This is a genomic window from Mesorhizobium sp. M0968 (assembly GCF_040319065.1).
In the GTDB taxonomy this organism is placed as follows: domain Bacteria; phylum Pseudomonadota; class Alphaproteobacteria; order Rhizobiales; family Rhizobiaceae; genus Mesorhizobium.
Map to the genome: position 1 here is coordinate 36,388 of NZ_JAMYNL010000028.1, position 17,872 is coordinate 54,259.

Here is a 17,872-nt window from a genome sequence, read left to right on the forward strand (position 1 = left end):
CCACCGGCAACTTGGTCCTCCGTATCCGTCAGGTTTTTCAGCGACGGGATGCCAGTTCAGGGGAAGGCAGGCTGATTGCGGCCATGCCGGCGACATGCCAATCTGCGCCGCAACGTTTAGGCCTCCGCCTCCGCGGGCAATGGAAAAGGCGCTCGAATGGGCTCCTTTATGCTGTCCGTGTATGCTGTCCGTGACCTGGCATTCTGCCCGTGATTTGGCCTCATCGGACGACCCTGCAGGCCTTTGCGGGACATCCACATAGCGTGGCGTCGCCATCACCGAGGCATAACAATATGCGTCGGCGGAGAAATGGGACGGTTCGAGGTTTTCTGAACGTGCCTCACGACGACTGCGTCGTGTCGACGATCCGTTGGAACAGAAGGCCTGGTGCTGGAACGTCAATCGTATTTGGCCAGGAAGCGCCCGACGGCGCTGAGGCAGTCGTGCTTTTCCTCCACATGCGGCATGTGGCTGGAATTCGGGAAGACCAGGCCTTCAACGTACGGGATAAGATCCAGAAAGGGCTGGACGCAGGCCTCGGTCGCTTCGTCGTAGAAGCCGCGGAAAACCAGGGTCGGCGCCTCGATCCGATGCAGGCGGTCGACGATGGTCCAGTTCCGCATCGTGCCGATGACGTGGAACTCATTGGGACCGTTCATGGTGTGATAGACGGTCGGATCTTCCTCGATTGCCGCAAATGTCCGGGCGACCTCTGGCGGCATCGGAACGACGCGACAGACATGACGGTCGTAGAAAGCCTTCGTCGCCGCAACATATTCGGGGTGATCGGTGGTTCCCGCCGCTTCGTGCCGGTCGAGCGCACTTTGCACATCGGCTGGCAACTCGGCGCGCAATTGCCGGGCTCCTTCCACCCACAGCGCCATCGAGGCCAGCGAATTGGCCAGGATCAATGCCTTGAGCCCCTCAGGGCGGCGCACGGCGTGCTCGACCGAGAGTATGCCGCCCCAGGACTGGCCGAGCAGGGCATAATGGCCGGCAATGCTGAGATGGGCGAGCAACGCATCGAGTTCGCCCAGGAAGAAATCGACGGTCCAGAAGTCGCCGCCCTTGTCCGGCAGATGGGTCGATTTGCCGTTGCCGATCTGATCGTAGTGGATGACGGCTCGCCCGGTTCCGGCAAGCTCCTTGAATGAGTCCACATAGTCGTGGGTGCAGCCCGGTCCACCATGAGCGACGACCAGGGGCAGCTTGCCCGACCCGAGGTCCCCGGTCACACGGTACCAGGTGCGATAGCCCTTGTAGTCGCTAAATCCTTCGGTGATCGCATGTGCCGTCACAGTCCAAGCTCCGCATCATGGCGCGGCAGGAGCCACTTTGGTGCACCCCTCCCAAGCCTTGTTTGCGGCCGACGGTACTAAGCGGCCCAGCGCATTTACAGCTAGCACTATTTATAGGTTCGCCGGTTATGGGTTCGCCCGAGGCAAGGCCGATCGCCCGCAGGTCGCGAGCCTCAATGCTCCGGTTCGAGCAGCCGGTAATGGGCGGCGAGCGCGATGGCATGGAAACGGTTGCGCGCACCAAGCTTTCGCGTCGCCGCGTTGAGGTGCAGCGTTGCGGTAGGCACCGCGCGGCCAATCTCACGCGCGACCTGCTTGGCCGTCAGTCCGGCAGCGGCAAGGCGCAGGCACTGACGTTCGCGCGACGTCAGATGGACATGTTGGCAGGTGCGGATTCCGGCATCGAAACCGGCGTAGGCGGAGTCATGCAGCAGATGACCCAGATCTCCGATCTCGGCGATCAAGGGTCTGGCTTGGAGCTCGAACCCGGCCTCCGGATCGGCACGGATCGCGGTGAAGGTGGCGAGATCGCCGCCGGCAAGGCGAATGGGTACGGTGACGCCGCAGGTCATCCTGGTGTCAAGCAAATAGCTGACCACAGGATCGTGCTTGGACTGGAGCACGCGCTGCATGACGGTGCTCTGAACGCCGCTGTGCGACCAGAGAAACGGTCTCGATACGGTGAGCGCGGCCTCCTGCACCGGGTCAAGCTGATAATATCCGCCCTTGCACCAGAGATCCTGCATATCGCGCGGCACGTTGCGCAGAGCCATCAACGAGGGCGTGATAAGCTCGCCCTTGTGACTGACCGGCACGGGCGTATAGTCGTAGATGAATGCGGTGAAACCGATAGGCTCCAGCACCTCCGTTGCCACCGCCATGGCAGCGTCGATGCTCATTCCGGTTTGGAACCGGCTCTCTAGATCGCCTGGAAGGCTTTGCATCGGGCAAGCTTACCCGCTGATGATTGCTTGTCAAATAGCCATGTCGGCCGGCTGCTCAACAAATAGGCGGGGATAAGCCTGTCCGACCTATCAATCTTAATAGCTATCCCGTCCGGCTTCGCTCGCCGTAGTCTTTTGCGATTGGGCCAAGTAGCGGACACCGTTCGCAAACCCAGACTGTTTCAGCCGCGCAATGGTCGATCGACCGGGCTCAGCGCGGCAAAAGCCGAGACGCCTCCATGAGGGAACAAATATGCGACCCCAAAAAGCATTTGCAGCGTTGATGCCCTGCCTGGCTCTGCTCGGCGTGTCCATGATGTCGCCGGCAAACAGTGCCCTGGCCACCGAGGGCAAGCCAGGCGGCACACTCCGACTGCTGGCCAATGCCGCGGCAGGCACCGCCGATCCGCACATCAACTACACGCTGCAGTATTTCCAGATCAATTATGTCCTCTACGATGGCTTGGTGACCTACAAGAAGGCCGGGGACAAGACCGGCTTCGAAGTCGTCGCGGACCTGGCGGAAAGCCTCCCGCAGGTCGAGAACGGCGGCAAGACCTACGTCTTCAAGCTGCGCAAGGGCATCAAATTCGCGGATGGCTCGGATGTCACCACGAAGGACGTGGTGGCTTCGTTCCAACGTATCTTCAAGATCAGCGGGCCGACGGCCGGGACCTTCTACAAAGGCATCGTCGGCGCGGATGCGTGCTTGAAGACGCCTGCGACGTGTACCCTCGAAGGTGGCCTGTCAGTCGACGACGCCGCCGGAAACATTACCTTCAATCTGGTCCAGCCGGATGCCGAGTTCCTGCAGAAGCTGGCTGTTCCGCACGCGTCGATCCTGCCGGCGAGCGCGCCGCTGAAGGACGCCGGCACCGATCCGATCCCGGGCACCGGACCCTACATGATCGCCAGCTACGATCCCAACAAGCTGATGAAGATTGTGCGCAACCCTCATTTCAAGGAATGGAGCAAGGAAGCGCAGCCGGCCGGATATCCGGACGAGATCGACTACGAATTCGGCCTAACCGACGAGGCGGCGGTGACCGCTGTCGAGAACGGCCAGGCGGACTGGATGTTCGACCCGCCGCCGTCCGACCGTCTCGCCGAACTCGGCACCAAATATGCCAAGCAGGTCACGGTTCATCCGCTGACAGCGATGTGGTACGCGCCGATGAACACCAATCTGGCGCCGTTCAACGACATCCGCGTTCGCCAGGCAGTGAACTTCGCGATCGACCGCGCCGCGATGGTCAAGCTGTTCGGCGGCAGCAATCTGGCGCAGCCGGCCTGCCAGATCCTGCCACCGGGCTTCCCGTCATTTGCGGCCTATTGCCCGTTCACCGCCAATCCGGGCGAGAAGTGGTCAGCACCGGATATGGACAAGGCCAAGCAATTGGTCGCTGAATCGGGAACCGCAGGTCAGGAGGTGACGATCATCACCGAGGACACCACGGTCTCCAAAGCGATCGGCGTCTACCTGCAGGATGTGCTCAACCAGCTTGGCTACAAGACGTCGGTCAAGCCGATCTCGCAGAACATACAGTTCACCTACATCCAGAACACCAATAACAAGGTGCAGATTTCGATCTCGCAATGGTTCCAGGATTACCCGGCGCCATCGAATTTCCTGCAGGTCTTGTTCAGCTGTGCCTCGTTTACGCCGGGCTCCGACGCCTCGGTCAATATTTCGGGGTTCTGCGACAAGTCGATCGACGCATCGATGGATGAGGCAGAGGCAGCCACCATCGCCGATCCGGGCAAGGGCGCGACACTCTGGACCGCCATCGACAAGGCTGTGACGGACAAGGCTCCGGTCGCTGTCCTGTTCACGCCAAAGCGCGTCGATGTGATCTCTTCCAGGCTGAAGAACTTCACCTTCAGCCCGCAATTCTACTGGATTGTCAGCCAGTCCTGGGTGGAATAGCCGACCGGAGCCAATGCGACGGAGTGCCGCTGGCTCTCCGTCGCATTTCCTTTTCCGGCGGATCAGCGCATCTTCCAGGCCGCGATTTTTCCCAGGCAATCCTGTTCATGGTCAATGTCATTGCGGACCAGCCTGCCATCCCGGTTCGCCGGGCCACCGATGGCCCGTGGCGCACCGCTTGGCGCAAGCTGAAAGGCGATCGTTCGGCAATATCTGCCTTCGCCGTGCTCGTCGTCATCGTGATCGCCTCGCTCGCGGCGCCGCTTTATGCGCGGTACGTCTCCGGCACCGATCCATTTGTGACCAATCTCAATGGCGAGATCGTCGTCGATGGGGTGACCCAGCCGGTGCTGCAGCCCTCCACCGAAGGCCTTGGCCTCGGCATGACGCCGGTCGGGCCGACCTGGCGCATCGGACCCTATATGCTGGGTGCCGACAACCAGGGCCGTGACGTCGCGGCGCGGCTGCTTTACGGCGGACGGGATTCGCTGTTGATCTCGGGTGCTGCAGCCGTGCTGTGCCTTGTCCTCGCGACATTCCTTGGGGTCGTTTCCGGCTTCTTCGGCGGCATCGTCGACATCGGCCTGTCGCGCATTCTCGACGTGCTCTGGGCTTTTCCGATTTTCCTGTTGGCAATTTCATTGTCGATCGTGCTGATTGCGCAGAGTATCCAGATCGGTCCGTTCGAAATCCGCTCCGGCAGCCTGTGGCTACCGGTCTTCATCATCGGCATCGTCTATGTGCCCTATGTGGCGCGGCCGATCCGCGGCCATGTCCTGACCTTGTTGCATGCCGAATTCGTGACCGCAGCGATCGGCCTTGGTGCGTCGCCCTGGCGCATCCTTTTGCGCGACATCATGCCCAATGTGGTGACCCGCATCATCGTTTTCGTGCCGTTGATCCTGGCGCTCAACATGATGACGGAATCCTCGCTGTCGTTCCTGTCGATCGGCGTGCAGCCGCCGGATGCCAGCTGGGGCACGATCATCCAGGACGGCCAGGGCCTGCTCTATTCGCGGCCGGTCGTGGCACTGGCGCCGGGGTTAGCCATTGTGATCACGGTGCTGGCCCTAAACATTCTGGGCGATGGCGTGCGCGACGCGCTCGATCCGAAATCCTCGCCGAGGGGCGTCTAGTGGTTGCCGCGCTCAGCTTCCGGCTTGGCCAGATGGTGCTGGTTATGTTCGGTATCAGCGTCGTCGCTTTCCTGATCTTCTTTGCGACGCCTGGCGCTGATCCATCGGCGCGCATTGCTGGCCGCAATGCTTCGCAAGAGACGCTGATCCAGGTGCGCCACGATTTCGGTCTCGGCCGGCCATTGCCGGTGCAATATGGGCTGATGATGAACCGGCTTTTCGTCAGCCGCGATCTCACCTCCTTCGTCAATCGCGGGCAGCGCGTCATTCCGACCGTGATAAGCGCCATTCCCGTGACGCTGTCGCTGGTCGGCGGCGCGGCAGTGCTGTGGGTGCTCGGCGGATTGATCGTCGGTGTGATCGCAGGCGCAACGCGCGGTACATTCATTGATCGCGCGCTGATGATCCTGAGCCTGGTAGGTGTGTCGATCCCGGTCTTCTGGCTGGGCGAGGTCGCCAACCTGCTGACGCAAAGCCGCTGGCACGACAACTGGCTGTTTTCCTGGGTTCCTCCGCTCGGCTACATCCCCCTGACCGAGAATCCCTGGGGCTGGTTCAAGGCGCTCGTCATTCCGTGGTTCACGCTGGCAACCCTTTATGTCGGCCTCTACGGCCGGGTGCTGCGGGCAAGCCTGATCGAAATGATGCAGGAGGATTTCATCCGCACCGCCCGGGCCAAGGGGATCGGCGAACGCCGGGTGCTGCTGCATCATGGCCTCAGGACCTCTTTGGTCGCATTCGTCACCATGTTCGGCCTCGATTTCGGTGCCTTGGTCGGCGGCGGCGCGCTGTTGACCGAAGTGGTCTTCGGATTGCAGGGTGTCGGAAAACTGACGTATGAGGCGCTGCAGACCCTCGATCTGCCGATGATCCTGGCCACGGTGATTTACGCCGCCTTCTTCGTGGTGATGGCAAACTTCGTCGTCGACGTCGTCTTCGTCATAATCGACCCGAGGGCGCGCAATGTCGGCTGATGCTCCCCTTCTGGTGGTCAAGGACCTCACTGTCTCCTTCCGCAGCGACGAAGGCCTGGTGCGGGCGGTGGGAGGTGTTTCGTTCTCCGTCGAGCAGCGCGAGATCGTCGGTGTGGTCGGCGAATCCGGTTCGGGCAAAAGCCAGACCTTGCTCGCCATTATGGGGTTGATCGACAGCCCCAACGCTATCGTCTCCGGTTCGATCCGTTTCATGGGACAGGAGCTGATCGGGCTCAAGCGGCGTGCGCTCGATGCCATCCGCGGCCGCCAAATCGCGATGATCTTCCAGGATCCGATGTCTGCGCTCACCCCGGTGCATACGATCGGCAACCAGATCGGCGAGCAGGTCCGCGCGCATGAAAAGGTGTCGGCGAAAGCGGCACGGGCGAGGGCCGTGCAATTGCTGGATGCGGTCGGCATCGCAAATCCGGATCGGGTCATCGACAGCTACCCGCACCAGCTTTCCGGCGGTATGCGCCAGCGCGCGGTGATTGCCATGGCGCTCTCGTGCAACCCGGCGCTGCTCGTCGCGGATGAACCGACTACAGCCCTCGATGTTACCGTGCAGGCGCAGATCCTCGAACTGATCGGACGATTGCGCGACCAGTTCGGTTCCGCTGTGATCCTGGTCACGCATGATCTTGGCGTCGTCGCCGAAGTCGCGGACCGGGTACTGGTTATGTATGGCGGACGCTTTGTCGAGGAGGGCGGCAAGAGCAGCGTGTTCCGGGCGCCGCTGCATCCCTACACATGGGGCTTGTTCGGCTCGATCCCGCCGATGGAGGGACCACGTCCAGCCCGGCTCGCTGCCATTCCGGGAATTCCGCCGTCGCTCTCCAACCTGCCGAAAGGCTGCGCCTTCAGCCCCCGCTGCGCCTTTCGCCACGACGCCTGTCTGGTTCAACTGCCGATCATGCAAGGCGAGAGCCATCGCGCCGCGTGCCTGTTGCCGGAGCCTACGCGCAGACAATTCGCTGCCCAGAGGCCTGGCGGCGTGGTGGAGATGCAACGATGAATGCCATGCCACGCGAACGTCCGCTGCTTCGTGCCGGCGACCTGTCGAAGCGCTATAGCGTCGGCCGCTCGATCTTCCCGGCGCAGCGCCGGACCGTGCATGCGGTTGATACGGTGTCGCTAGACATCTGGCCCGGGGAGACCCTCGGCATCGTCGGCGAGTCCGGTTGCGGCAAATCCACGCTTGGCCGGTGTCTGGTGCGTCTGACCGAAATCAGCTCGGGGTCGCTGGAATTCGAGGGCCGCGACATCAGCGACGCCTCCCAGCGCCAGCTTCGTCCGTTGCGGCGGCAGATGCAGATGGTCTTTCAGGATCCCAGCGCTTCGCTCAATCCGCGCCGGCGGGTCGGCGATCTGCTGGCCGATCCGTTCCGCATCCATGAACGCCTCTCGGCATCGGAAATGGCGGACCGCGTGGCCGAGCTCCTGCGCCGGGTCGACTTGTCGCCCCAGCACGCATCGCGCTACCCGCACGAATTCTCCGGCGGCCAGCGCCAGCGTATCGGCATCGCCCGCGCGCTGGCGCTGCGGCCACGGCTGATCGTGGCCGACGAGCCGGTCTCGGCGCTCGACGTGTCGATCCAGGCGCAGATCGTCAATCTGCTCGCCGACCTGCGCGAGGAGTTCAACTTGACCTATGTGTTCATCGCCCACGATCTTTCCGTGGTGCGTCAAATCTCGAGCCGTGTGGCGGTGATGTATCTGGGGTCAATCGTGGAGAGCGGGCCGACCGACGAGGTCTTTGCGGCGCCCAGACATCATTACACCGCGGCGCTGCGTTCCGCCGTGCCGATACCCAGCATCGACCGGGCGCGGCGCGGCCGGCTGGTGCTCAAGGGTGATCTGCCCAGCCCGATGAACCCACCCTCGGGGTGCCGGTTCCACACCCGTTGCCCAGCTGCCACCCCGATCTGCCGCAGCGAGCGCCCGCTTCTCCAAAGCATTGGCGAGGGCCGCCTGGTTGCTTGCCATCATCCAGCCGGCGGTTGACGAGGGAATTCTCGTTCAACGATATCCGGACCGTCAGCCGTAATCATTGCTTCGGCGAGAATAGAGGCCGATCTGGACGCCGCACGATCCGGCGCTATGTTGCGCTTCGGCGGCCGGGCATCGCGGATGCCTAATACTAAAGTAACTGTTCTCGCGTTGCCGAGCGATGCTACGATTTGAAGGACGGCGGCCGTACAGCGCTGCGTGATTTTGCGCCGGCGAGGACGGAATGTGGGAGGCCACTCTTCGTGCTGCAGCAGGCTGCCGCCGACATGTTGCTCGGTTGTCGACCATAAGGGAGGAAGTCACCAATGAAGATATCGTACCTGGTCTCGGCCGCGCTTCTTGCAGCGACCGCGATGCCTGCCGCAGCCGCCGAGATTTCCGACGGCAAGATCAAGATCGGCATTCTCAACGACCAGTCGGGCGTCTATGCCGATTTCGGCGGCAAGTGGTCGGTCGAGGCCGCCAAGATGGCGGTCGAGGATTTCGGCGGCAAGGTACAAGGCTCGCCGATCGAGATCGTCAGCGCCGACCACCAGAACAAGCCGGACATCGCCTCCAACATTGCGCGGCAGTGGTATGACACCGAACAGGTCGATTCCATCATGGAACTGACCACCTCCTCGGTGGCGCTCGCCGTCCAGGGAATTTCCAAGGAAAAGAAAAAAATTAACATCGTCACCGGCGCCGCGACCACCGAGCTAACCGGTAAACAGTGCTCGCCCTATGGCTTCCACTGGGCCTACGACACGCATTCGCAGGCAGTGGGGACTGGTGGCGCTCTCGTCCAGCAAGGCGGCGACAGCTGGTTCTTCGTCACAGTCGATTATGCATTCGGCTATTCGCTGAAGGAGCAGACCGCAAAGTTCGTCGAGAGCCATGGCGGCAAGGTGGTTGGCGAGGTGCGTTACCCGCTCGGCTCGACCGACTATTCATCCTTCCTGCTGCAGGCGCAATCGTCGGGCGCCAAGGTTATCGGCCTGGCGAATGCCGGCCTCGACACCTCCAACTCGATCAAGCAAGCGGCCGAATTCGGTATCGTGCAGGGTGGTCAGCGGCTTGCAGCACTTCTGTTCACGCTGGCCGAGGTGCATGGGCTCGGTCTCGAGGCGGCGCAAGGCGTGGTGCTGACCGAAGGTTTCTACTGGGATCGCGACGACAAGAGTCGCGAGTTCGCCCAGCGCTTCTTCAAGCGCACCAACCGCATGCCGAATATGATCCAGGCCGCCACCTATTCAGCGGTGACCCAGTATTTGAAGGCGATCGACAAAGCCGGCACCGATGGAACCGAGGCGGTCGCAAAGGAATTGCATGCGATGCCGGTGAACGATGTCTTTACGGCGAACGGCAAAGTGCAGGCCGACGGCAACATGGTTCACGACATGTATCTTTATCAGGTCAAGTCGCCGAGCGAGAGCACCAAGGAGTGGGACTATTACAAACCGCTCGCCACGATCCCCGGTAACGAGGCGTTTCTGAGCCCCAAGGAGAGCGGCTGTCCCACGGCAGGCGAGTGATTGGCGGACCGATGGCGCCGCCTGGACCGGATGGGCCGCGGGTAGTGCTTTCCGCCCGCGGTTTGCGGCGTGACTTCGCCGGCTTTGTTGCGGTCAGGAATGTCGATCTCGACCTCTACCACGGCAATATCCACGCGCTGATCGGACCCAACGGCGCTGGCAAGACCACCGTCTTCAACCTGCTCACCAAGTTCCTGCCGCCGACCAGCGGCAGGATCGAACTGCTCGGCCACGACATCACCCGCACCTCGCCGGCCAAGGTCGCGCGGATGGGCCTGGTGCGCTCGTTCCAGATCTCGGCGGTGTTTCCGCATCTCAGCGTGCTCGACAATGTGCGCGTTGCATTGCAGCGACCGGCCGGACTCAGCGTTCAGTTCTGGCGCTCGCTGTCTGTGCTCGATCGGTTGACGCCGCGCGCCGAGGAGCTTTTACGGTCTGTCGGCCTCGACGATGCCAAGAACAGGCCCGCCGCCGATCTCTCCTATGGCAGGAAACGCGTGCTCGAGATCGCCACGACGCTGGCGCTCGACCCGAAAGTGCTGCTGCTCGACGAGCCGATGGCCGGCATGGGGCATGAGGATGTGCGCACGGTTTCCGACATCATCCGCTCGGTCGCCAGGGAGCGTGCGGTGCTGATGGTCGAGCACAATCTGACTGTTGTAGCCGATCTTTGCGACTGGATAACCGTCATGCAGCGCGGCGAAATCCTTGCCGCCGGCGACTACTCCACGGTCAGCCGCGACGAGCGGGTGAGGATCGCCTATATGGGCACCGCCGATGAGTGACGCCGCGCCGCTTCTCGCAGTCCGCGGCCTCAACGCCTGGTATGGCGAGAGCCATGCGCTGCGCGGCGTCGATCTTGAGGTCTTTCCAGGTGAAACTGTGACGTTGCTGGGCCGCAACGGCGTCGGCAAGACTACGACATTGCGCGCCATTATCGGGCTGATCCGCCAGCGGACCGGCCAGATTTTTTTCGACGGCAAGGATCTGATGCGCCTGCCATTGCACCGGACCGCGCATCAAGGCATCGGCCTGGTGCCAGAGGAACGCGGCATCTTTGCGACGCTGACCGTGGACGAGAATCTGGTTCTGCCGCCGATCGTCGCCGAGGGCGGCATGAGCGTGCAGGAAATATTCGATCTTTTCCCCAATCTGAAGGAGCGCCACAACAGCCCGGGCACCAAGCTGTCGGGCGGCGAGCAGCAGATGCTGGCGATCGCGCGCATGCTCAGAACCGGCGTGAAAATGCTGCTTCTCGATGAGCCGACCGAGGGCCTGGCTCCGGTCATTGTGCAGCGCATCGGCGATCTGCTGGCGACGATGAAAAAGCGCGGCATGACGATCCTGCTGGTCGAGCAGAATTTCCGCTTTGCCAGCCGCGTCACCGACCGTTTCTACCTGATGGAGCACGGCAAGGTCGTGGCGGGCTTTCCGGTCGGCGAACTGCCGGATCGCATGACGCTGCTGCATGAAGTGCTGGGTGTATGATGGCGCCATGACGATGATCTTCGGGATACCCGTTCAGGCATTCCTCGGCCAATTGCTGGTCGGCCTCATCAACGGCTCGTTCTACGCAATGTTGAGCCTGGGCCTGGCTGTCATATTCGGCCTGTTGCGCGTCATCAATTTTGCCCACGGCGCGCTCTATATGCTCGGCGCCTTCGTCGGGTACCTGCTTCTCACCCGCTTCGGCATCGGCTACTGGCCGGCTCTGATCCTGTCGCCGCTGATCGTCGGCGGCTTCGGCGTCGTGGTCGAGCGCCTGGCGCTGTCGAGGCTTTACGACATCGACCCGCTTTACGGGCTGCTTTTCACCTTTGGCCTCGCGCTCGTGCTCGAAGGGGTGTTCCGTTACTACTATGGCGTATCGGGAAGTCCTTATTCCGTGCCGCCGCTGCTCTCCGGGGGAACCAATCTCGGCTTCATGTTCCTGCCCAATTATCGCGGCTGGGTGGTGGTCGCCTCGATGATCGTCTGTTTCGGCACCTGGGCGCTGATCGAGAAGACCAGGCTGGGCTCCTATCTGCGCGCGGCGACGGAGAACCCCGGCCTGGTGCAGGCTTTCGGCGTCAACGTGCCGTTGCTGCTGACCCTCACCTACGGCCTCGGCGCCGCTCTTGCCGGACTTGCAGGGGTTCTCGCCGCGCCGATCTATCAGGTGAGCCCGCTGATGGGATCTGACCTCATCATCGTCGTCTTCGCCGTCGTCGTGGTCGGCGGCATGGGATCGATCCTCGGGGCGATCGTCACCGGTTACATGCTTGGCCTCGCCGAAGGCCTGACCAAGGTCTTCTATCCCGAAGCCTCCAATCTGGTGGTCTTCGTCATCATGGCAATCGTGCTTCTGGTCCGGCCAGCCGGCCTGTTCGGAAGGGATGCCTGAGATGGCCGAACTGACACTTCGCGAGACGCGTGCCAAGAATTCGGCACGGCTTGAATGGGCGCTGGTCGGGCTCGGCATCCTGGCGCTGCTGGTGGCGCCTTTCTTCGTCTATCCGATCTTTCTGATGAAGATGCTGTGCTTTGCGCTGTTTGCCTGCGCGTTCAACCTTCTGCTCGGCTACACCGGGCTGTTGTCCTTCGGCCATGCGACATTCTTCGGCGGGGCGGCCTATTTCACCGCATACGCGGTCAAGGTCTGGGGCTGGCCACCGGAAGCGGGCATCCTGCTCGGTGTCCTAGGTGCCGCGCTGCTCGGCCTTGTGATGGGCTTCTTTGCCATCCGCCGGCAAGGCATCTATTTCGCCATGATCACGCTGGCGCTGTCGCAGATGTTCTTCTTCTTCTGCGTGCAGGCGCCGTTCACCGGAGGTGAGGACGGCATCCAGGGCGTGCCGCGCGGCAGGCTGCTTGGAATGCTCGACCTGAACGTCTCGATGAACATCTATTATTTCGTGCTGGCGGTCTTCCTGATCGGCGTGTTCGCCATCTGGCGCATCATCAACTCGCCTTTCGGCATGATCCTGCGTTCTATCCGGGAAAACGAGAGCCGGGCCATTTCGCTGGGCTATTCCGTCGCCAACTACAAGCTGGCGGCTTTCGTCATGTCGGCAACATTGGCCGGGCTGGCCGGCGCGCTCAAGGCGATCGTTTTTCAGTTTGCCACGCTCACCGACGTCACCTGGCAGATGTCGGGCGAGGTGATCCTGATGACGCTCCTCGGCGGCATCGGCACCATGGCCGGGCCGATCATCGGCGCCAGTCTGGTCGTCGGCCTGGAAAACATGCTCGCCACCTCGAACTTTCCGGTGACCATCGCCACCGGCCTGACCTTCATGGTCTGCGTGCTGGTTTTCCGGCGCGGTATTGTCGGTGAGGTCTATGCGCGGTTTCTCGGGCCAAAGGGTGACGCGAAAGACTGAACGGCTCAGTTCCGCCTCGCTAGGCGATGCGTAAGCCTTGCGCGTCGAGAAGCACGCAGCCCAGCGGGTCGAAGCAGACATCGACCGCTTCGCCTTCACGCAGCGGCTGGCCGTCGATCAACGTGTTGGCGCGCACCAGCGTGCCGGCGCCGATGTCGATCTCGTAGACCGCATTGCCGCCGAGATAGGAGGTCGAGGCGATCCGTCCCGCCAGCCTGTTGGCAGCACCGGCGGTACCGACGGTAAGCTTCTGCGGGCGAACGACGACGGTGACCACGCTGCCGGTCTCGAGCGCCTTCGGCGCGGCCGCCTTTACGATATGGCCGGTGGCCAGCGCGATCGTCGCCATCTTGCCGTCCATCACGGTCACGCTGCCGGGCAGCATGTTGGCCTTGCCCAGGAAATTGGCGACGAATGCGGTGGCCGGCTGGTCATAGACCTGCGCGGGGGAGCCGATCTGCTCGATCAGGCCGGCGTTCATCACGACGATGTGGTCGGACATCGACAAGGCTTCTTCCTGGTCGTGCGTCACGAAGATAGCAGTGATGCCCGTCTCCCTCTGGATTTTCTTGATCTCGACGCGCATGTCCTCGCGCATATTGGCGTCGAGCGCCGACAAGGGCTCGTCCAGCAGCAGCACTTCCGGCTCGAAGACGATGGCGCGGGCCAGTGCGATGCGTTGCTGCTGGCCGCCCGAGAGCTGTGACGGCAGCTTTGTCTCACTGCCGGGCAGCCGCACCATATCCAGCGCCTTCTTGACCCGGCGCACGATTTCCGGTTTCGGCACGTTTCGGTATTTCAGGCCGAATGCGACGTTGTCGAAGACGTTCTTGTGCGGAAAGAGCGCGTAGTTCTGGAACACCAGACCAATGTTGCGCTTATAGATCGGGATGTCGTCGACCCGCTTTCCGCCGATCGAGATCTGGCCACTGGAGATGTCGACCAGGCCCGCGATCGAGCGCAGGATGGTCGTTTTGCCGCACCCGGACGGCCCCAGCAAGGTGACGAAACTACCTTTGCGGATTGCCAGTGAAAAATCGCGCACAGCGGCGAATTTGCCGTAGAAAATGTCGATGTCGCGAAACTCGACCGCAGGCTTTTCTATCGGCTGCCGCTCGCTCTGGGCGAGCGGGTCGCCATCAGCCCCGGCCGAAGCCGGCCGGGGCTGATGGTCGTGGCTGTTGTCGTCATGCACCTTTCGACACCCTGTCCCATTGCTTGGTCCAGGCGTCTTCGTTCTTGGCCCAGTAGAGCGGATCGGCGAAGGTCAGCGATTTCATCGATCCAGTCGGGTCGAAGGCCGGAAGCGCCGCGATCTTGTCGGTCAGCTTCACCTTGGTGGGGTCAAGCGATGGCGGATAGTTCTGGCCCTCGGCGACGGCGATCGAGGTGGCCGGATCCAGCATGAAGTTGATCAGTTCCTCGCATTCGGCCATCGGCGAACCCTTGAGCACCAGCATGTCCTCCATCCACGCGTATGAGCCGGCAGGGTCGAGATAGCCGATCGGCTGGCCCTGCTGCTGCAGGGCGGCGACACGTCCTGACCAGGCGTCGGTGACGACGATCTCGTTGCGCGACAGGAGGTCCATCAGTTCCGCGCCGGAACTCCAGAATTTCTTGGCCAGATCGCGGGTCTCGCGAACCTTGGCCCAGACGACGTCCATGTCCTGGATGTTGTTGGGGTCCTGTTTCGTCTGCAGCGCCGCATACCAGACGCGCGTCGTCATATCGGCGTAGCCGCCGATCTTGCCGGCATATTTCTTGTCGGTAAGCAGGTTGGCGCCCTTTTCCTTGGCTTCCTCCGGCGAGATGACCTTGTTGTTGTAGGCGATGCCGGTGGTGCCGTAATCATATGGCACTGCCGACAGCTTCGGCGTGATCTTGCGGAACGGCTCGATCATGGCGGTCAGGACATTCGCCATGTTCGGAATGTTTGCCTCGTTGATCTCCGAATTGAAACCGCCATTGACGTATTTGATGTAGTAGTTGACGCCGGAAGAATGGACGATCTGGAAGTCGCCTGGTTTCGACGTCTTGATCTTGGTGATGATCTCGTTCTCGTCGCCAAAGGTGCCCTGGACGACCTTGACCTTGGACTTGGCGGTATAAGGCTGGAACGCGTACTTATCGATCGCCTCCTGCACCACGCCGCCCCATCCGTCGAAGCGCACTTCCGAAACCGCGGCCAGCGCCCGTCCCATCCAAGGCATGGAAAGCCCGGTGGCGGCGGCAGCGGCGGCCGTCAGCGTCAGGAATGATCGCCGGCTGATGTCGCCATTGGCATAGCGTTCGTTGAGCCGTTCCAGTCGTTTGGCGGTTGTCAGTTTCATTTCCATTCTCCCATTTTCATCTTCACTTGCTTGCCTTGAACCAGGTGAGGCTTTGCAGGATGAGCCCGCCAGCCAAGGGAATGCCGATCGTCAAAAGGATCATGACGGTTCCGAGCGCGTTCACCTCGGGGCTGATCGAGATCTTCAGCATCGAAAGGATTTGCGTCGGCATGGTCTCGACGCCCGCCGGCCGCCAGAACAGGCTGGCCGAGGTGTTGTCGAACGAAATGGTGAAAGCGAGCAGAACACTGGCAAGCACTGCGGGAATGAGCAGCGGCAGCGTGATTTCGCGGAACGTCGAGACACGCGGCGCCCCGAGCGACAGCGCCGCCTCCTCATAGGAACGTTTTATGCCGACCATGCGCGCCTGGACGATCAGCACCACGTAGGGGAGCGTGAGCAGAATGTGGCCGAGCACCAGCAGCGTCATGCTGCGCGGCTGGTCGACGGCTTTGATCATGACCAGCAGGCCGACGCCGAGTATCGTTTCGGGGACCAGCGCGGGAAGAATGACAAGCGTGTTGATCGCCTGCTTGCCACGGAACTCGAAGCGCACCAGCGCCAATGCCGCCATGATGCCGAGCAGCGTCGTCACCGTTGCCGTCACCAGGGCAATCCACATCGATGTCCGGAAGGCGTCGAGAACCGGCTCGTTGGTGAGCAGCTTTTCGTACCATCGCAGGCTGAAGCCGGTGAGGGGAAAGCCGCCGAACATCGAGGCATTGAAGGAAAGCACGACCGTGGCGAGGATCGGCGCAAACATGAAGACGTAGACGCACACCGTGATCGCGCCGGTCAGCCGCCACACCCATCTGCCTTCGCGATCGGGATGATCCGCTCTCATGCACTGAGGCCCTTCATGATCTGCGATAGGCCCATATAGCGGCTATAGGCGGCCGCGGCCGCGCCGAGCAGGACGAACAGGACGATGGAAAGCGTGGCGCCCATCGGCCAATTGAGCTGCCCCATGATGGTGTCGTAGATCAAGTTGCCGAACAGCGCATCGCGGCTGCCACCGAGCAGCTGCGGCGTCACATAGGAGCCGGCCGCCAGCACGAAGCAGAGCAGCAGCCCGGCGCCCAGCCCCGGCATCGATAGCGGCAGGGTCACTTCGCGAAACGCCTGCGCGCTGGTACAGCCCATCGAGCGGGCGGCGGCGATCAGCGTGCGGTCGATGCTTTCCAGGCTGACATAGACGTTCAGGATCATATAGGGCAGCAGAAAATGCAGCAGCCCCATGATGACGGCGCCCTCGGTGTAGAGCATCGGCAACGGCTCGTTGATAATCCCCAGCCCGATGAGCACGACGTTGATCAGCCCCTGTTCGCCGAGAATATGGATCCACGAGAATGTCCGGATGGTGAAGCTGATCCAGAACGGCACAATGAGCAGCAGCAACAACAGCCATTTGTGCCTGAAGGTCGTGGCCCAGATGAAATAGGCGGGGAAATAGCCAAGGATCGCGCAGATCACAGCGGTGATGGCGCCGACGCGAACGGTCTTCCAAAGAAAACCGTGATAGTAGCTGTCGGTGAGGAATTCCTTCCAGTTGTCGAAGGTCAGCACCGCCGACTCCACCCCCGCGGTGACGAAGGTGAAAAACGTGTAGACCGTCATCATCGCGATCGGCAGCAGGAGAAGCAGGGTAAGCAGTAAAAGCACAGGCGCGACGAGGACCCAGGCCAGTCGCTGATCGTATAATTTCCACCCTTTGGTCACGACCCGTCCAACCGCTTTATGTGCAAGCCGCCATCACCGGGCTCGGCTCCGGACTAGATTGGGCGATCGGCGTTCAGGTGTCCACTCTGCATATGGCTCCTGCACAAATTCTGTGCAGGGCCCCCGCGCGACCCTCGCCCTGCCGGATTCAACAAATTGCCCGACGTTCCGCCTGCACATTGATTAAATCAGATATCCCGATATACAGGGTAATTTCGGATATGGATTTTACATGGGCCGGGCAATTTCATGAGTCGCAATTTTCTGGTGATTGAACCTGAGGAAGGCATTGCCGTGCTCAAGGGGCTTGCCTCCTCGGCGCGGATCTCGATGCTGAAACTGCTGCATGAGAAGGGGCCGATGAATGTCAACGAAATCGCCGCCGTGCTGTCGCTTCCGCAGTCGACCGTCTCGACCAACATCCAGGTGCTGGAGGATGCGGGGCTGATCCGCACCGAGAACCTGAAAGCGAAGAAAGGCAGTCAGAAAATCTGTTATCCGATGGCGGAAGAAGTGCTCGTCGTGTTCAAGAGCGAATATCGTGCGGTCAAGAACGACGCGATCGAAGTGTCGATGCCGATCGGGCTTTATACCGGCTTCGAGGTTACCGCGCCCTGCGGCCTTTGTTCGCCGGACGGCATCATCGGTCTGCTCGATG

At 61.8% G+C, this 17,872-nt stretch carries 17 protein-coding genes; 11 read left to right on the forward strand and 6 right to left on the reverse strand.

The features are described 5' to 3' along the window. Nucleotides 1-398 precede the first annotated feature (398 nt). Entirely contained in the window at nt 399-1,298 is a 900-nt protein-coding gene (locus tag NKH67_RS28940) for a proline iminopeptidase-family hydrolase (protein WP_352501377.1), read from the reverse strand. Between the two features lie 173 nt (nt 1,299-1,471). Then, on the reverse strand, nt 1,472-2,197 hold the full coding sequence (locus NKH67_RS28945) for a LuxR family transcriptional regulator (RefSeq protein WP_352501376.1): 726 nt from the start codon (nt 2,195-2,197) through the stop codon (nt 1,472-1,474). 298 nt (nt 2,198-2,495) lie between these two features. On the opposite strand from NKH67_RS28945, the gene NKH67_RS28950 reads away from it, so the two are divergent. The 10 genes from NKH67_RS28950 (at nt 2,496) to NKH67_RS28995 (ending at nt 13,165) form a co-directional block, all read left to right on the forward strand. After that, the gene (locus tag NKH67_RS28950; protein ID WP_352501375.1) at nt 2,496-4,169 is read left to right on the forward strand and encodes an ABC transporter substrate-binding protein; all 1,674 of its coding nucleotides are present in this window, start codon (nt 2,496-2,498) and stop codon (nt 4,167-4,169) included. A 107-nt stretch (nt 4,170-4,276) separates the two neighbouring features. Continuing rightward, on the forward strand, nt 4,277-5,305 hold the full coding sequence (locus NKH67_RS28955) for an ABC transporter permease (RefSeq protein ID WP_352501374.1): 1,029 nt from the start codon (nt 4,277-4,279) through the stop codon (nt 5,303-5,305). Continuing rightward, complete coding sequence (locus NKH67_RS28960) at nt 5,305-6,279, forward strand: ABC transporter permease (protein WP_352501373.1); 975 nt, start codon at nt 5,305-5,307, stop codon at nt 6,277-6,279. The genes NKH67_RS28955 and NKH67_RS28960 overlap by 1 nt, the downstream gene beginning before the upstream one ends. Beyond that, a complete protein-coding gene (locus NKH67_RS28965; protein WP_352472482.1) occupies nt 6,269-7,294 on the forward strand; it encodes an ABC transporter ATP-binding protein in 1,026 nt (341 codons plus the stop codon). Before NKH67_RS28960 ends, NKH67_RS28965 begins: the two co-directional genes overlap by 11 nt. Then, nucleotides 7,291-8,283, forward strand: a complete 993-nt coding sequence (locus NKH67_RS28970) for an ABC transporter ATP-binding protein (protein ID WP_352472483.1) — start codon at nt 7,291-7,293, stop codon at nt 8,281-8,283. Before NKH67_RS28965 ends, NKH67_RS28970 begins: the two co-directional genes overlap by 4 nt. 311 nt (nt 8,284-8,594) lie before the next feature. After that, the gene (locus NKH67_RS28975) at nt 8,595-9,803 is read left to right on the forward strand and encodes an ABC transporter substrate-binding protein (RefSeq protein ID WP_352501372.1); all 1,209 of its coding nucleotides are present in this window, start codon (nt 8,595-8,597) and stop codon (nt 9,801-9,803) included. Nucleotides 9,804-9,814: 11 nt separating this feature from the next. After that, entirely contained in the window at nt 9,815-10,588 is a 774-nt protein-coding gene (locus tag NKH67_RS28980) for an ABC transporter ATP-binding protein (RefSeq protein ID WP_352501371.1), read from the forward strand. Further along, nucleotides 10,581-11,291: an ABC transporter ATP-binding protein gene (locus tag NKH67_RS28985; RefSeq protein WP_353032324.1), complete on the forward strand. Its 711-nt coding sequence runs from the start codon at nt 10,581-10,583 to the stop codon at nt 11,289-11,291. Before NKH67_RS28980 ends, NKH67_RS28985 begins: the two co-directional genes overlap by 8 nt. A 7-nt stretch (nt 11,292-11,298) precedes the next feature. Next, nucleotides 11,299-12,186: a branched-chain amino acid ABC transporter permease gene (locus NKH67_RS28990; protein ID WP_352501369.1), complete on the forward strand. Its 888-nt coding sequence runs from the start codon at nt 11,299-11,301 to the stop codon at nt 12,184-12,186. A gap of 1 nt (nt 12,187) precedes the next feature. Then, nucleotides 12,188-13,165 carry a branched-chain amino acid ABC transporter permease gene (locus tag NKH67_RS28995; protein WP_352501368.1) on the forward strand — a complete coding sequence of 326 codons (978 nt, stop codon included), beginning with the start codon at nt 12,188-12,190 and terminating at the stop codon, nt 13,163-13,165. A gap of 19 nt (nt 13,166-13,184) precedes the next feature. On the opposite strand, the gene NKH67_RS29000 is transcribed toward NKH67_RS28995, so the two are convergent. Genes NKH67_RS29000 through NKH67_RS29015 form a run of 4 tightly spaced genes read right to left on the reverse strand, consistent with a single transcriptional unit; the run spans nt 13,185 to nt 17,214 of the window. Next, a complete protein-coding gene (locus NKH67_RS29000; RefSeq protein ID WP_352501367.1) occupies nt 13,185-14,360 on the reverse strand; it encodes an ABC transporter ATP-binding protein in 1,176 nt (391 codons plus the stop codon). Next, entirely contained in the window at nt 14,353-15,495 is a 1,143-nt protein-coding gene (locus NKH67_RS29005; protein ID WP_352501366.1) for an extracellular solute-binding protein, read from the reverse strand. Before NKH67_RS29005 ends, NKH67_RS29000 begins: the two co-directional genes overlap by 8 nt. 22 nt (nt 15,496-15,517) lie before the next feature. Continuing rightward, nucleotides 15,518-16,339: an ABC transporter permease gene (locus NKH67_RS29010; protein ID WP_352501365.1), complete on the reverse strand. Its 822-nt coding sequence runs from the start codon at nt 16,337-16,339 to the stop codon at nt 15,518-15,520. Next, nucleotides 16,336-17,214, reverse strand: a complete 879-nt coding sequence (locus NKH67_RS29015) for an ABC transporter permease (protein ID WP_352501364.1) — start codon at nt 17,212-17,214, stop codon at nt 16,336-16,338. The genes NKH67_RS29010 and NKH67_RS29015 overlap by 4 nt, the downstream gene beginning before the upstream one ends. 249 nt (nt 17,215-17,463) lie before the next feature. On the opposite strand from NKH67_RS29015, the gene NKH67_RS29020 reads away from it, so the two are divergent. Then, nucleotides 17,464-17,872 (forward strand): ArsR/SmtB family transcription factor (locus tag NKH67_RS29020; RefSeq protein ID WP_353032327.1); only part of this gene is annotated, 409 nt, incomplete at its 3' end.

Coding starts and splice junctions, on each gene's coding strand:
- NKH67_RS28945 (WP_352501376.1), bottom strand. CDS start 2,197: ATGAGCATCGACGCTGCCATGGCGGTGGCAACGGAGGTGCTGGAGCCT.
- NKH67_RS28950 (WP_352501375.1), top strand. CDS start 2,496: ATGCGACCCCAAAAAGCATTTGCAGCGTTGATGCCCTGCCTGGCTCTG.
- NKH67_RS28955 (WP_352501374.1), top strand. CDS start 4,277: ATGGTCAATGTCATTGCGGACCAGCCTGCCATCCCGGTTCGCCGGGCC.
- NKH67_RS28965 (WP_352472482.1), top strand. CDS start 6,269: ATGTCGGCTGATGCTCCCCTTCTGGTGGTCAAGGACCTCACTGTCTCC.
- NKH67_RS28970 (WP_352472483.1), top strand. CDS start 7,291: ATGAATGCCATGCCACGCGAACGTCCGCTGCTTCGTGCCGGCGACCTG.
- NKH67_RS28975 (WP_352501372.1), top strand. CDS start 8,595: ATGAAGATATCGTACCTGGTCTCGGCCGCGCTTCTTGCAGCGACCGCG.
- NKH67_RS28980 (WP_352501371.1), top strand. CDS start 9,815: ATGGCGCCGCCTGGACCGGATGGGCCGCGGGTAGTGCTTTCCGCCCGC.
- NKH67_RS28985 (WP_353032324.1), top strand. CDS start 10,581: ATGAGTGACGCCGCGCCGCTTCTCGCAGTCCGCGGCCTCAACGCCTGG.
- NKH67_RS28990 (WP_352501369.1), top strand. CDS start 11,299: ATGACGATGATCTTCGGGATACCCGTTCAGGCATTCCTCGGCCAATTG.
- NKH67_RS28995 (WP_352501368.1), top strand. CDS start 12,188: ATGGCCGAACTGACACTTCGCGAGACGCGTGCCAAGAATTCGGCACGG.
- NKH67_RS29005 (WP_352501366.1), bottom strand. CDS start 15,495: ATGAAACTGACAACCGCCAAACGACTGGAACGGCTCAACGAACGCTAT.
- NKH67_RS29010 (WP_352501365.1), bottom strand. CDS start 16,339: ATGAGAGCGGATCATCCCGATCGCGAAGGCAGATGGGTGTGGCGGCTG.